This is a genomic window from bacterium endosymbiont of Pedicinus badii, from assembly GCF_002075085.1.
GTDB lineage: Bacteria > Pseudomonadota > Gammaproteobacteria > Enterobacterales > Enterobacteriaceae > PRUG.
In genome coordinates, this window is record NZ_LKAS01000001.1 from 238,897 (window position 1) to 252,872 (window position 13,976).

The window sequence follows — 13,976 nt, forward strand, 5'->3', positions numbered from 1 at the left end:
TTTAAAATTATTTGATCAATCCAATCCTATTAATACGAAAAAATTGATGCCATTTATTATTTTTATCTATGCTCATCCAAATAAATACTGCTTTTCCAATAAAATCTTCCTCTTTCACAAAACCCCAATACCTACTATCTAAACTATTGTCTCGATTATCCCCTAAAACAAAGTACTCTCCTTGAGGAACTATCCATTCTGCGAGTTTAATTCCTTCTTGTTGAAAGTAAAAATCAATTTTATCAAATTTATTATCTTTAAATAGGATTTTATAGGATAATTTTCCAATTGATTCTGTATACAAACTTAATTCTTGTTTTTTATAACTATTATCTCTATTGTACAAAAAAAAATCATCTCCTATTCTTAATTCTTGAATTTTTTTTTGAATTACAGGTATTCTATGTAATTTTTGATTTTTTAAAAAATTTTCATATATTAGAAGTTTTTTATTCTTATAGTCGTATACTATTTTGTCTCCTGGAATACCTATTATTCTCTTAATATAGAATATTTCTCTATTTAAAGGATATCTAAAAACAGATATATCTCCTCTTTTTGGAGAACTAATTTTAGTTATATTCTTATAATTAATTGGATTTTTTATGTTGTAAGAAAATTTTTTTACTAAAATAAAATCTCCAGATAACAAATTAGGATTCATAGAACCAGATGGTATTTGGAAAGGCTCAAAAAAAAAGTTTCTTACTAAAAAAACAATGAATATTGTTGGAAAAATTGAAATAAGAAAATCGTTTAAAAAAAAATTTTTTTTATTTTTTTTTTCAAAAAAAATTTCAATTTTACTTTTTATCCAAAAAATTCCACTAATAACAGTAATGAAAAACAGTGAAAATGTAAATTTTTCGTATGTCATGTATTTCTTCCCATTTTAAAAACAACTAATAAAGCTTCTTGAGGAATAAAAATATTTCCTATTTTCTTCATTTTCTTTTTTCCTTTTTTTTGTTTCTGTAGTAATTTTTTTTTTCTTGTTATATCTCCTCCGTAGCATTTTGCAAGAACATTTTTTCTTAGTTGTTTAACATTCGCTCTAGAAATAATTTTATTGCCTATTGCAGCTTGAATTGTAATACCAAATTGCTGTCTTGGTATGAATTTTTGCAGTAAACTAACAATATCTTTACTTTTTTCATATGATTTGTCCTTATGAAAAGTAAAAGTAAGAGCATCAACTTTTTTTTTATTTATTAGTATTTCCAAACAAACTATATTAGATTTTCTAAAACATTTAAAATTATAGTAAAAAGATGCATATCCACAAGAAACTGATTTAAGATCTTCCGAAAAATTTACTACCACTTCAATCATAGGTAATTCATATACTATAGAAACTTGTTTTTCGTAATAAAAAATACTAATTTGTTTTCCTCTATTTTGTGAACATAAATTTATAATTTTTCCTATATATTTATGAGGAGTCAGTATTTCGCATAAAAGTATAGGTTCTCTAATTTCTGAAATTTGATTTTTCTTTATTAAATCAGAAAAGTCATTTCTATAAAAGATAGTTCCGTCTTTTCCAAGTATTTCATATAATATAGTTGGAGAAGTAATAATAATCTCGATATTATACTCTCTTTCTATTCTCTCTTTAATAATTTCCATGTGTAAAAATCCTAAGAATCCGCATTTAATACCATTTCCTAGTATTGGAGAATGGGTCATTTCGTAAGAAAAAGAAGAATCATTTATACTGAGTTTTTTTATCGCATCAAAAAATTTTTGATTTTCTTTTTGATTAATAGGAAAAAAACAAGAGAATATTTGTGGTTTTATTTTTCTAATTTTAGAAAGAATAGTTTTTCTATTACTTTCTTCAACAATTACATCACCTATAGGAGCTCCATGAATATTTTTTATATTACAAGCAATCCATCCAATTTCTCCAGATTGTAGTTTTTTAATTTCTACTTTATTAGGAGAAAAAATTCCTATTTTTTTTATAGTATAAACTTTATTTGTACTTGAAATCTTAATTTTTTGCTTTATTTTAATAAATCCATTTTTTATTCTGATTATTGAAATCACTCCTAAATAATTATCAAACCAAGAATCTATAATAATAGCTTCTAGAGAATTTCTATTAGAACCTACTGGAGGAGGAATTCTATTAATAATGGTTTTTAAAAGATTTTTTACTCCTTTTCCAGTTTTTCCAGAACATAAAATAGGACTATCCTTTATTCCTATAATTTCTTTTATATTATTTTTTAAATTAGATATTGATAAAAAAGGAAGATCTATCTTATTTATTGCAACTACTATAGGTAATTTCATTTTTTTAGCAATTTTCACATTTGATATAGTCTGAGCTTGTATTCCTTTTTTAGCATCTATAATTAGTAAAACTCCTTCACAAGCTAATAAAGATCTAGAAACTTCATTAGAAAAATCTATATGTCCAGGAGTATCTATAAAATTAATTTGGTACTTTTTTTTATTAAAAAAATATATTAAATTTATACTTTGCGCTTTTATCGTAATTCCTCTCTCTTTTTCCAAATCCATAATTTCTAAAACTTCATTTTTTATTTTGTCTTCCTTAATTCCTTTACAAATTTGAATAATACAATTTGATAAAGTTGATTTTCCATGATCTACATGAGCCACAATAGCAAAATTTCTAATATAATTCATAATTTTAAATTGATTTTTATTTTTTGCAGAATTATTATAATTGAAAATATGTTCTTAAAAAATAATTTTTATTTATGGAATATAATACTGAAATTTTAGTAATAGGCAGTGGAATATCTGGATTATCTTTAGCACTTCAAATACAAAAAGAGTACAAAATTCTTATAATTAGCAAATCTAAAAAAATTTATGAAAACTCTAGCTATCAAGCACAAGGAGGAATTGCTGCTGTTTTTCCAAACAGTATGAGTTTATCAAAGCATATAAATGATACTATCATTGCAGGAAGAAAATCTTGTAAAAAAGATATAGTACGTTTTGTTGTAAATAATTCAAAAAATTCTATACTATGGCTAGAAAAACAAGGTGTCAATTTTGATTCTATTAATGGATCAAAAAAAAACTACCATCTTGCTTTAGAAGGAGGACATTCTGAAAGAAGAGTTTTTCATTATAAAGATTATACAGGAAAATACGTTCATAATATTCTTTCTAAAAATGTTTTTAAGAAAAAAAATATTACTTTTTTAGGAAATAGATTTCTTATTGATCTAATTTTTGTAAAAGAAAAACAAAAAACTAAAGTTATTGGTGCAAAAATATGGAATAAAGAAAATGGTACTATAGAAAAATATTTGGCAAAAAAAATAGTTTTAGCAACAGGAGGATTGTCTAGTATATACAAACATACTACTAATAAGTACAACTCTTATGGAGATGGAATAGCGTGCGCATTTAGAATAGGATGCAAAATAAAAAATTTAGCATTTAATCAATTTCATCCAACTTGTTTGTACAATAGTACAAGAGAAAAAAAAGATTATAATTTTTTAATAACAGAAGCAATAAGGGGGGAAAAAGCTTATTTGTTAAATAAAAAAAAAGAAAGATTTATGATCAAAGTTCATGAAAAAGCTGAATTAGCTCCTAGAGATATTGTATCAAAAGCAATTTTTTTAGAAATGAAAAAAGAAAAATCTCAATATGTATACTTAGATGCTACGCATCTTTCTGAAAAATTTTTAAGAAATCGTTTTCCTAACATATATAATAGATTGTTATCCTATAGTATAAATATCTCAAAAAATTTGGTAAAAGTAGTTCCTGCAGCACACTATACTTGTGGAGGTATATCAACTAATAAATTTGGAGAAACTAATATAAAAAATTTGTATGCTATAGGAGAAACTACATGTACTGGTTTGCATGGAAAAAATAGGTTGGCTTCTAATTCTCTTTTAGAATGTTTGGTATTTGCTAAATCTACTGCAGAAAAAATTAATTTTTCTATGAAAAATAGTTGTTTCGTATCATTTCCTAAATATATTTATCTAGAAAATAAAAAACTATTTTTAGATTCTTCTAAAGAAGAAGAAATGAAAAAAGTATTTAAGGAAATTCAAATTCTTATGTGGAAAGATGTAGGAATCATACAAAAAAAAGAAATATTGTATAATTTTTTAAAAAAAATTATAAAATATGAAAAAAAATTTTTTGCATTAAAAAAATATGGATATTTTTCATTAAACTTTTTAAAAATCAGAAATTTGCTTATTCTATCAAAATTAGTTGTACAAGATTGCATAAAGAAACATAAAAACTTATGAAAGAAAGAAGTTTTTGGCATATTTTTTTTAAAGAAGAAAAAAATAAAGATTATTTTAGAAATATATTCTTCTATTTAAAAGAAAGAAAAAAAATTGGTAAAGTAATTTATCCTGAAAAAAAAAATATTTTTCGTGCATTTCGTATTACTCCTTTTGAAAAAATTCGAGTAGTAATTTTAGGACAAGATCCTTATCATGGATTTAAACAAGCCGATGGGTTGGCTTTTTCAGTAAATAAAAAAAAAAATATACCTTCTTCTTTAAAGAACATATACAAAGAGATTAAAATGGAATTTCCTAATTTTTATGCAAAACATGGTTGTTTAAAAAGTTGGGGAAAACAAGGAGTATTTCTTTTGAATACCGTATTAACTGTAGAAAAAAATTATCCTAATTCTCATTCTAATATCGGATGGGAAAAATTCACTGATTCTGTTATAAAAATGATTAGCACTAAAAGAGAAAGGATTGTTTTTCTTTTATGGGGGATTTTTGCAAAAAAAAAAATTAGTATTATACGTTCTTCTAATAATACACACTATGTCTTTACAGCATCGCATCCTTCTCCATTTTCAGCACATAAGGGATTTTTTGGGTGCAACCATTTTCTTAAAACAAATAGTGTACTACAAAAAGAAGGTAAAAAACCCATTAATTGGAATATTGAGTAAAAATAAATTATTTTGATACAGTAACAATAGCAGCACGAATTAATCTTCCATTAAGAATATATCCTTTTTGTAGTACTTTGACTACTAAGTTCGATTTAAAATTTTCTATTTTTATTAATTTAACTGCTTGATGTAAATCTGGATTAAAAATAACACCTGTTTTATAAATTTGTTCTAAACCAAATTTTTTTACTATTTGAAGAAATATTTTTAAAGTTAGTTGTATTCCTTGTTTTATACCATTTTCACAATTTTCTTTTTTAAAAGTTTCAATTGTCCTTTCTAGATTATCTATTACTGGAAGAAGTTCTAAAAGTATTTTTTCTAATCCAAATTTACGCATTTTTTCTATTTCTATTGTATTTCTTTTTCTAATATTTTCTATTTCTGCAGAAAATTCTATAATCTTTTTTTTATGTAGTTTTTTTATTTCTTCAATGTTTTTTTTTAGTGTAAGTATTTTTTGTTCTTTAAGTATATTTTCTATAAGAATTTCAGATACTTTTTGTTTTTCCAAAGTACTTTGTTTATATTTTTCTTTTTTATTTTCCTCTCTTTTTTTTGTTTTTTTGCTTTTTTTATCATTTTGATGTTGTACAGTTTTTTTGTTAGTTTCTATATTATCTTTTTGATTTTTCATTTTTTTAATTTTTTTTATAAAAGTACAAATTTTGAATTTTCTAGACAAAAAATAATCATATCATATATTTTAAAAAATTCGATAGGATAAAATATGTCAAACATTTTATTAAAAAAAAATAAATTTCAAAATATTGGAATTTCTGGAAAATATTATAAAATTTTTCACTTTTTGTACAGAAAAATATATTTTTGGCTTAAGTTTAGAGGATATAATGTATTTTTAGAAGATAAATTACTTCAGGTCAAAATTGAGGAAAATATTTTTTCTAGCATAGAAAAAATAGGAAAAAATTCAGATTTAATAATTGTTTTTGGAGGGAATGGCAATATGCTTAGAGTTGCTAAATCAATAGCTAGGTACAATAAAAAAATTATAGGAATAAATACAGGAAATTTAGGATTCCTAATGGATCTAAATCCAAAAACAGCAATTAAATATCTTTCTGAAATTTTAATAGGAAACTTTTTTGAAGAAAAAAGAATAATTTTAAAAGCAGAAATTTGTCTAAACTGTTATAAAAAGAAAAAAGAAATTGCTATTAATGAAATCATTTTGCACGCTAAAAAAATAGCAAGTATGATAGACTATGAAGTTTATATAAACGATGTATTTTCTTTTTCACAGAGATCTGATGGTCTAATAATTTCTACTCCTACAGGATCTACAGCATATTCTTTATCTTCTGGAGGGCCTATTATACATCCTTCTATGGACGCAATTATATTAAATTCTATTTTTCCTCATAATTTCTTTTATAGGACAATAGTTATTCATGGAAATAGCAAAATAAAATTAAAAGTTTTCAGTACATTTAAAAAAGTTTTAATTACTCTTGATGGAAGATCAACAATACCTATAGCAAGTAAACAAGAAATTTTGATATATAAAAGTAAGTATTTTATTAATTTTATTCATCCAAAAAATTTTAATTATTTTAGAATATTGAAAAAAAAATTGTGTTGGTCTAAAAGTTCTTTTGATTTATAATAGTATAAGATAAAAAATATTGTAAAAATATGAAAAAAAATACAGTATGTACAATCTTTCTTTTTTGTATACTGACTACTTTTGGATGTAAAAATAAAAAATTTTTCTTTCATCATCCGAATACGACACAAGGGTACATTTTAGAAAATAAAATAATTAGTGCAGTAAAAATAGGTATGCAAAAAGATGCAGTATTTAGTTTAATAGGGGATCCAGTATTAAAAGATGTGTCAAATAAAAATGTGTTTTTTTATGTATTTCAAAAAAAAATAAATTCTTCCAAAAAAAGTGTTTTAATGCTAGAATTTAACAGTAGTCAAATTTTAGTAAGAAAAAAAATTATTTCTTAAATATAAAATTATTAATTTTTAGTAAATCAAATTTCCAAATTTGAATAGAAAACATACCAATATTATAATTAAAAACAAATTAATTAGAAGAAATTATTTAGTAAAAAAAAATATACATGTTGGAATACTTCTTTTGGGATGGGAAGTAAAATCTGTAAGAAAAAAGAAAATTGATATTACAAAGAACTTCGTTTATATAAAAAATAATGAAGTTTATTTAGAAAATGCTATTTTTCACCCTTGTTCTAACGTGCATTTGGAATATTATAAAATAGATAGAACTAGAAAACTCTTATTAAAAAAAAAAGAAATTATAAAATTATTTAGTTATATTAACAGAAAAGGATATACTGCAGTTATTGAATCTTTATTTTGGAAAAAAAATTTTATTAAAGGAAATCTAGTCATTGCTTTAGGAAAAAAAAAATACGATAAACGTATCTCTGTTAAAAACAGAGAATGGAAAATAAAACAAAAAAGAATTTTAAAAAAATTTTATTATTAAAATTATTGGGGCTGTTTTAGGATTTGACAAAATTTGCATAAATTTTAAAATGCATGTCGAGATTGGTCTCGTAAAAAATCCTATAATTATATAATTGCAAATAAAAACTTGAATTACCTAAAATCAAAAGATACTAAAACTTTTGAATTATTAGCAGCTTAGATTGAATAGTTGTAATCGTACTTAAAATTTTTGCATTTTTAAAAAAAATGCGTTTTCCATAGAACTATTTTTGCTTCTATTCAAAAATAGTCTTTTATTTAGCTTTTATTAGTAGAATAAACATGTAGATTTTTGAAATTAAAGAATTTTGGACGCGGGTTCGAATCCCGCCAGCTCCAAAAATTTAAAAGAGAAATGCTTTGTTTAAAAAAAAAATTCGTAGAAGTATTTTTAATATTCGAAAAATTCCCCAAAATTATAAAAATATTACTACTTTATACAAACCGATTGATTTTTTTAATACTTTAATAAACTCCATATCAAATGCAAAAAAGAGAATATATTTGACAGTCTTGTATTTAGAAAAAGATAAGGGAGGAAGAAAAGTATTAGAATCTTTATATAGAGCTAAAATGAAAAATCCAAATCTGGAGATTGCGGTTTTATTAGATTTTCATAGAGCTAAAAGAAATAGATTTGGGTCAAATTCTGATTATACTAATTCTGATTGGTATAAAAAAATTGCTAATCATCATCTGAGCGAAGTTCCTATTTATGGAGTTCCTATTAGCTATTATGAAGCATTTGGTATTTTTCATCTAAAAGGTTGTATTATAGATGATTTTGTCATTTATAGTGGAGCTAGTTTTAGCGAAGTGTATCTAGCACAGAATAAAAAAAGTTATAGGTATGATAGGTATAAAATCATAAAAAATAAGCATCTTTCTGATGCTTTTTCAGATTATTTAAAAATTTATTTTCTTTCTAATCCAGCAGTAATAAGGTTGAATATCTTAAAAAAATATAATTTTTTTTTTCAAAAACACAAAATTAAAGTTTTTAAAAAAAAACTAAAGCAAGCAAATTATAAATACCTAGGTTGTGAAAAAATTAATAAATTAGGAATTATTCCTTTAGTAGGGATTGGAAAAAATAGTTTTCTTAATAAAATAATTCAAAATTTAATCTTTTCTGCAAAAAAGAAAATTATAATTTCTACTCCTTATTTTAATTTTCCTAAATTTTTTATTCAAAATATTTTGAATTCTTTAAAAAAAGGAAAGAAAGTAAAAATTATTGTTGGAGATAAAACAGCAAATGATTTTTATATTTCTGAAGAAAAAAATTTTAGAATAGTTGGTATTTTACCTTATTTGTACGAAAATAATTTGAGAAAATTCATAATGAATTTACAAGAATTCGTACAAGAAAATAAACTAACTATAAAAATTTGGAAAAACGGAGAAAATACGTATCATGCAAAAGGACTTTGGATTGATGAAGAATGGCAAATGTTTACTGGAAGTAATTTCAACTCTAGAAGTTGGAAATTGGATTTAGAAAATGCAATTTTAGTACATGATCCAGAAAAAAAATTAAAGGAACAAAATATAAAAGAGTTAAAGAAATTAGAATTTAATACTAAAAAAATAATGCATTTTTCAGAATTACAGAATATTTATGAATATCCAGAAAGAATAAAAAATATACTGTTGAAAGTAACTAAAACAAAAATAGATTATTTCTTAAAAAAGATTATTTAAAAAAATTGAATAAAAATTGTCCGGCAATTTCCTACCCTCGCATAAAAGAAATTTACACTACTATCGGCACTACGATATTTAACTTCTGAGTTCGGAATGGTTTCAGGTGGATCAATCGCGTTATATTTACCAAAACAATTTTTATTCGATAAACAATTTATATATTCACGAGGTTAAGCCTCACGGATCATTAGTATCGGTTAGCTGAACACTTCGCAGTGCTTACACATCCGACCTATCAACGTCATAGTCTTTAACGTTCCTTAAGAAAACTTAAAGTTTTTGGGAAGACTTATCTTGAAGTAAGTTTCCCGCTTAGATGCTTTCAGCGGTTATCTTTTCCGTACATAGCTACCGGGCAATGCCATTGGCATGACAACCCGAACACCAGAGGTACGTCCACTCCGGTCCTCTCGTACTAGGAGTAGCTCTTCTCAATCTTCCAACGCCCATGGCAGATAGGGACCGAACTGTCTCACGACGTTCTAAACCCAGCTCGCGTACCACTTTAAATGGCGAACAGCCATACCCTTGGGACCTACTTCAGCCCCAGGATGTGATGAGCCGACATCGAGGTGCCAAACACCGCCGTCGATATGAACTCTTGGGCGGTATTAGCCTGTTATCCCCGGAGTACCTTTTATTCGTTGAGCGATGGCCCTTCCATACAGAACCACCGGATCACTAAGACCTGCTTTCGCATCTGCTCGAGCTGTCGCTCTTGCAGTTAAGCTAGCTTATGCCTTTACACTAAACTCGCGATTTCCAAACGCGATTAGCTAACCTTTGTACTCCTCCGTTACTCTTTAGGAGGAGACCGCCCCAGTCAAACTACCCACCAGACACTGTCTTCAATCCGGATAACGGATTAGAGTTAGAATATCAAATGTTAAAGGGTGGTATTTCAAGGTTGACTCCGTACGAACTAGCGTTCGTACATCACAGTCTCCCACCTATCCTACACATTAAAATTCAATACTCAATATCAAGCTATAGTAAAGGTTCACGGGGTCTTTCCGTCTTGCCACGGGTACACCGCATCTTCACGGCAAATTCAATTTCACTGAGTCTCAGGTGGAGACAGTCTGGCTATCATTACGCCATTCGTGCAGGTCGGAACTTACCCGACAAGGAATTTCGCTACCTTAGGACCGTTATAGTTACGGCCGCCGTTTACCGGGGCTTTTATCAAAAGCTTTTTCTTTCGAATAACTTCATCAATTAACCTTCCGGCACCGGGCAGGCTTCACACTGTATACTTCCATTTTCATGTTTGCACAGTGCTGTGTTTTTAATAAACAGTTGCAGCCAGCTCTTATCTTCGACTGGTTTCAGCTTAAAAAGTATATTTTCTTACTTACTTCCAGCGTGCCTTATCCCTAAGTTACGGCACTATTTTGCCTAGTTCCTTCACCTGAGTTTTCTCAAACGCCTTAGTATTCTCTACTTAAATACCTGTGTCGGTTTGGGGTACGATTAAATATAAATTGTGCTTAGAGGATTTTCTTGTAAGCATAGCATTAATTCCTTCATTACTTTTTTAAAGTAACTCGTATTTGCGTCTCAATGTAGTAAAATACGGTTTTTCCTATATTTTCATCTACTCGCTTAAACTGGGTAGTCCAAAACCCAGAGAATCTAGCTTTCTTCGTCCCCCCATCGCATTTATACTTAGTACAGGAATATTAACCTGTTATCCATCAACTACGCCTTTCGGCCTCATCTTAGGATCGACTTACCCTGCTTCGATTAACGTTGAACAGGAACCCTTATTCTTTCGGCGAGCAGGTTTTTCACCTGCTTTATCGTTACTTATGTCAGCATTCGCACTTCTGATACTTCCAATATATTTTTCAATATATCTTCTACAGCATACAGAACGCTCCCCTACCCAACAAATAGATTGTTGTCACAGCTTCGGTGTATAATTTAGCCCCGTTATATCTTTCGCGCAAGATGACTAAACCAGTGAGCTATTACGCTTTCTTTAAATGATGGCTGCTTCTAAGCCAACATCCTGGCTGTTTTTGCCTTCTCACATCGTTTCCCACTTAATTATAACTTAGGGACCTTAGCTGGTGATCTGGGTTGTTTCCCTTTCCACGACGGACGTTAGCACCCGACGTGTGTCTCCTATAATAGCATTCTTTGGTATTCGAAGTTTGCATTGGATTGGTAGTCCAGTATGAACCCCTAACCAAAACAGTGCTCTACCCCCAAAGATGAATTTATAAGGCGCTACCTAAATAGCTTTCGGGGAGAACCAGCTATCTCCCGGTTTGATTGGCCTTTCACCCCTAACCACAAGTCATCCGCTAATTTTTCAACATTAGTCGGTTCGGTCCTCCGATTGGATTTACCCAATTTTCAACCTGCTCATAGTTAGATCACCGGGTTTCGGGTCTATATCCTACAACTTATACAACATACATCGCCCTTTTAAGACTCGGTTTCCCTACGGCTTCCTTTTTTATAAAGTTAACCTCGCTATAGAATATAAGTCGCTGACCCATTATACAAAAGGTACGCAGTCACGCTAAAAAAAAAGCGCTCCTACTGCTTGTACGTATACGGTTTCAGGTTCTATTTCACTCCCCTATCAGGGGTTCTTTTCGCCTTTCCCTCACGGTACTTGTTCACTATCGGTCAGTCAAGAGTATTTAGCCTTAGAGGATGGTCCCCCTATCTTCAAACAAGATTTCTCGTGTCTCGTTCTACTCTTTTGAGAAAGAAATACAAAAATTTTCGAATACAGGGCTATCACCTTTTTTAGCTAGATTTTCCAAGTCTATTCTTCTAATTTTTGTACTTCTTATTTCTCTGGGCTGTTCCCTTTTCACTCGCCACTACTAAGGGAATCTCAAATTTGATTTCTTTTCCTCAGGTTACTAAGATGTTTCAGTTCTCCTGGTTAGCTTTACTAAACTATTTTTTCATTTAGTAATAATACTTTTTTTAAAGTATTTGGTTTCCCTATTCGGAAATCACCGGATAAATATCGTTTCTTATCAACTTTCCGATGCTTATCGCAGATTAGCACGTCCTTCTTCGCCTTTGACTGCCAAGGCATCCACCATATACGCTTATTCACTTAACCTCGTAATATATAAATTGTTTTATTAGAATTTGCTAGTCAATTAAATTGTGTAGACAATAATTTTTTTCGTATCTTTTAAAAATGTAAGGAGGTGATCCAACTGCAGGTTCCCCTACAGTTACCTTGTTACGACTTCACCCCAGTCATGAATCACAAAGTGGTAAGTGTTTTCCAAGTAAATGGTTAAACTGCTTGCTTCTTTTGCAACCCACTTCCATGGTGTGACGGGCGGTGTGTACAAGGCCCGAGAACGTATTCACCGTGCCATTCTGATACACGATTACTAGCGATTCCGACTTCATGGAGTCGAGTTGCAGACTCCAATCCGGATTACGACATATTTTATAAGTTTTGCTAATTCTTGCGAATTCGCTTCTTTTTGTATATGCCATTGTAGCACGTGTGTAGCCCTACTCGTAAGGGCCATGATGACTTGACGTCATCCTCGCCTTCCTCCGATTTATCACCGGCAGTCTCTTTTGAGTTCCCGACTAAAAAAAATCGCTGGCAACAAAAGATAAGGGTTGCGCTCGTTGCGGGACTTAACCCAACATTTCACAACACGAGCTGACGACAGCCATGCAGCACCTGTCTCAGAGTTCCCTAAGGCACTAAAGCATCTCTGCTAAATTCTCTGGATGTCAAGAGTAGGTAAGGTTCTTCGCGTTGCATCGAATTAAACCACATGCTCCACCGCTTGTGCGGACCCCCGTCAATTCATTTGAGTTTTAACCTTGCGGTTGTACTCCCCAGGCGGTCGATTTAACGTGTTAACTTCGAAAGCTACAGTTTTAAAAACATACTACAACCTTCAAATCGACATCGTTTACGGCGTGGACTACCAGGGTATCTAATCCTGTTTGCTCCCCACGCTTTCGTGCATGAGTGTCAGTATTCGTCCAGGGGGTCGCCTTCGCCACTGGTATTCTTCCAGATATCTACGCATTTCACCGCTACACCTGGAATTCTACCCCCCTCTACGATACTCTAGTTTGTTAGTTTCAAATGCAGTTCCTAAGTTAAGCTTAGGGATTTCACATCTGACTTAATAAACAACCTGCGCACTCTTTACGCCCAGTAATTCCGATTAACGCTAGCACTCTCCGTATTACCGCGGCTGCTGGCACGGAGTTAGCCAGTGCTTCTTCTGTAGGTAACGTCAAGTTTTTAGCATTTTTAGTACTAAAAACCTTCTTTCCCACCGAAAGTGCTTTACAACCCTAAGGCCTTCTTCGCACACGCGGCATAGCTGCATCAGGGTTTCCCCCATTGTGCAATATTCCCCACTGCTGCCTCCCGTAGGAGTCTGGACCGTGTCTCAGTTCCAGTGTGGCTGATTATCCTCTCAGATCAGCTAGAGATCGTAGCCTAGGTAAGCCATTACCTTACCTACTAGCTAATCTCGTCTGGGTTCCTCAAAAGGCATAAGGTCAAAAAATTGATCCCCTACTTTAATCATTTTAAAAAATGATTTTATTCGGTATTAGCTATCGTTTCCAATAGTTATCCCAATCCTTATGGCAGATCCCCAGATATTACTCACCCGTTCGCCGCTCGCCGGCAAAAAAAGAAATAAATCTTTTTTTCCGCTGCCGCTCGACTTGCATGTGTTAGGCTTGCCGCCAGCGTTCAATCTGAGCCATGATCAAACTCTTCAATTTGAAATTTCGTACTAACAAACAATTTTTGTAGATACAATAGCAGTATTGTCTACACGAAAATTTTATATTTTAAAGAACTAAAAATATT

The 13,976-nt window shown here is 29.8% G+C and carries 9 protein-coding genes, 3 rRNA genes and 1 other RNA gene; 7 read left to right on the forward strand and 6 right to left on the reverse strand.

Going from position 1 to position 13,976, the window contains the following annotated elements:
- Positions 1 to 7 precede the first annotated feature (7 nt).
- Both lepB and lepA read right to left on the reverse strand, forming a co-directional pair.
- On the reverse strand, positions 8 to 877 hold the full coding sequence (gene lepB / locus AOQ89_RS01255) for a signal peptidase I (protein WP_080872583.1): 870 nt from the start codon (positions 875 to 877) through the stop codon (positions 8 to 10).
- Positions 874 to 2,661 carry a translation elongation factor 4 gene (lepA, locus tag AOQ89_RS01260; protein WP_080872585.1) on the reverse strand — a complete coding sequence of 596 codons (1,788 nt, stop codon included), beginning with the start codon at positions 2,659 to 2,661 and terminating at the stop codon, positions 874 to 876. The genes lepB and lepA overlap by 4 nt, the downstream gene beginning before the upstream one ends.
- Positions 2,662 to 2,735: 74 nt before the next feature.
- Here lepA and nadB point away from each other — a divergent pair, with 74 nt between their 5' ends.
- Together nadB and ung are read left to right on the forward strand one after the other, a co-directional pair.
- Positions 2,736 to 4,268 (forward strand): L-aspartate oxidase, encoded by a 1,533-nt coding sequence (nadB, locus tag AOQ89_RS01265; RefSeq protein WP_080872589.1) that lies wholly within the window; start codon positions 2,736 to 2,738, stop codon positions 4,266 to 4,268.
- Positions 4,265 to 4,939, forward strand: a complete 675-nt coding sequence (gene ung, locus AOQ89_RS01270; RefSeq protein ID WP_080872593.1) for a uracil-DNA glycosylase — start codon at positions 4,265 to 4,267, stop codon at positions 4,937 to 4,939. Before nadB ends, ung begins: the two co-directional genes overlap by 4 nt.
- A gap of 7 nt (positions 4,940 to 4,946) precedes the next feature.
- Here the strand turns inward: ung and grpE are convergent, their stop codons facing one another.
- Positions 4,947 to 5,627: a nucleotide exchange factor GrpE gene (grpE, locus tag AOQ89_RS01275; RefSeq protein ID WP_243469317.1), complete on the reverse strand. Its 681-nt coding sequence runs from the start codon at positions 5,625 to 5,627 to the stop codon at positions 4,947 to 4,949.
- Positions 5,628 to 5,672: 45 nt separating this feature from the next.
- On the opposite strand from grpE, the gene AOQ89_RS01280 reads away from it, so the two are divergent.
- From AOQ89_RS01280 to pssA, 5 genes are all read left to right on the forward strand, one after another.
- Positions 5,673 to 6,569 (forward strand): NAD(+)/NADH kinase, encoded by an 897-nt coding sequence (locus AOQ89_RS01280; RefSeq protein WP_080872595.1) that lies wholly within the window; start codon positions 5,673 to 5,675, stop codon positions 6,567 to 6,569.
- 29 nt (positions 6,570 to 6,598) lie between these two features.
- Positions 6,599 to 6,919 carry an outer membrane protein assembly factor BamE gene (locus AOQ89_RS01285; protein ID WP_080872600.1) on the forward strand — a complete coding sequence of 107 codons (321 nt, stop codon included), beginning with the start codon at positions 6,599 to 6,601 and terminating at the stop codon, positions 6,917 to 6,919.
- 40 nt (positions 6,920 to 6,959) lie between these two features.
- Positions 6,960 to 7,424: an SsrA-binding protein SmpB gene (gene smpB, locus AOQ89_RS01290; RefSeq protein WP_195909757.1), complete on the forward strand. Its 465-nt coding sequence runs from the start codon at positions 6,960 to 6,962 to the stop codon at positions 7,422 to 7,424.
- Between the two features lie 7 nt (positions 7,425 to 7,431).
- Positions 7,432 to 7,768, forward strand: a transfer-messenger RNA (tmRNA) gene (ssrA, locus tag AOQ89_RS01295).
- 18 nt (positions 7,769 to 7,786) lie between these two features.
- Entirely contained in the window at positions 7,787 to 9,130 is a 1,344-nt protein-coding gene (gene pssA, locus AOQ89_RS01300; protein WP_080872609.1) for a CDP-diacylglycerol--serine O-phosphatidyltransferase, read from the forward strand.
- A gap of 18 nt (positions 9,131 to 9,148) precedes the next feature.
- Here the strand turns inward: pssA and rrf are convergent.
- The 3 genes from rrf to AOQ89_RS01315 form a co-directional block, all read right to left on the reverse strand.
- A 5S ribosomal RNA gene (rrf, locus tag AOQ89_RS01305) occupies positions 9,149 to 9,264 on the reverse strand.
- A gap of 35 nt (positions 9,265 to 9,299) precedes the next feature.
- Positions 9,300 to 12,227 (reverse strand): 23S ribosomal RNA (locus AOQ89_RS01310).
- An 84-nt stretch (positions 12,228 to 12,311) separates the two neighbouring features.
- Positions 12,312 to 13,888: ribosomal RNA gene (locus tag AOQ89_RS01315) — 16S ribosomal RNA — on the reverse strand.
- Together the 16S, 23S and 5S rRNA genes form the textbook arrangement of a ribosomal RNA operon.
- Between the last annotated feature and the right edge of the window lie 88 nt (positions 13,889 to 13,976).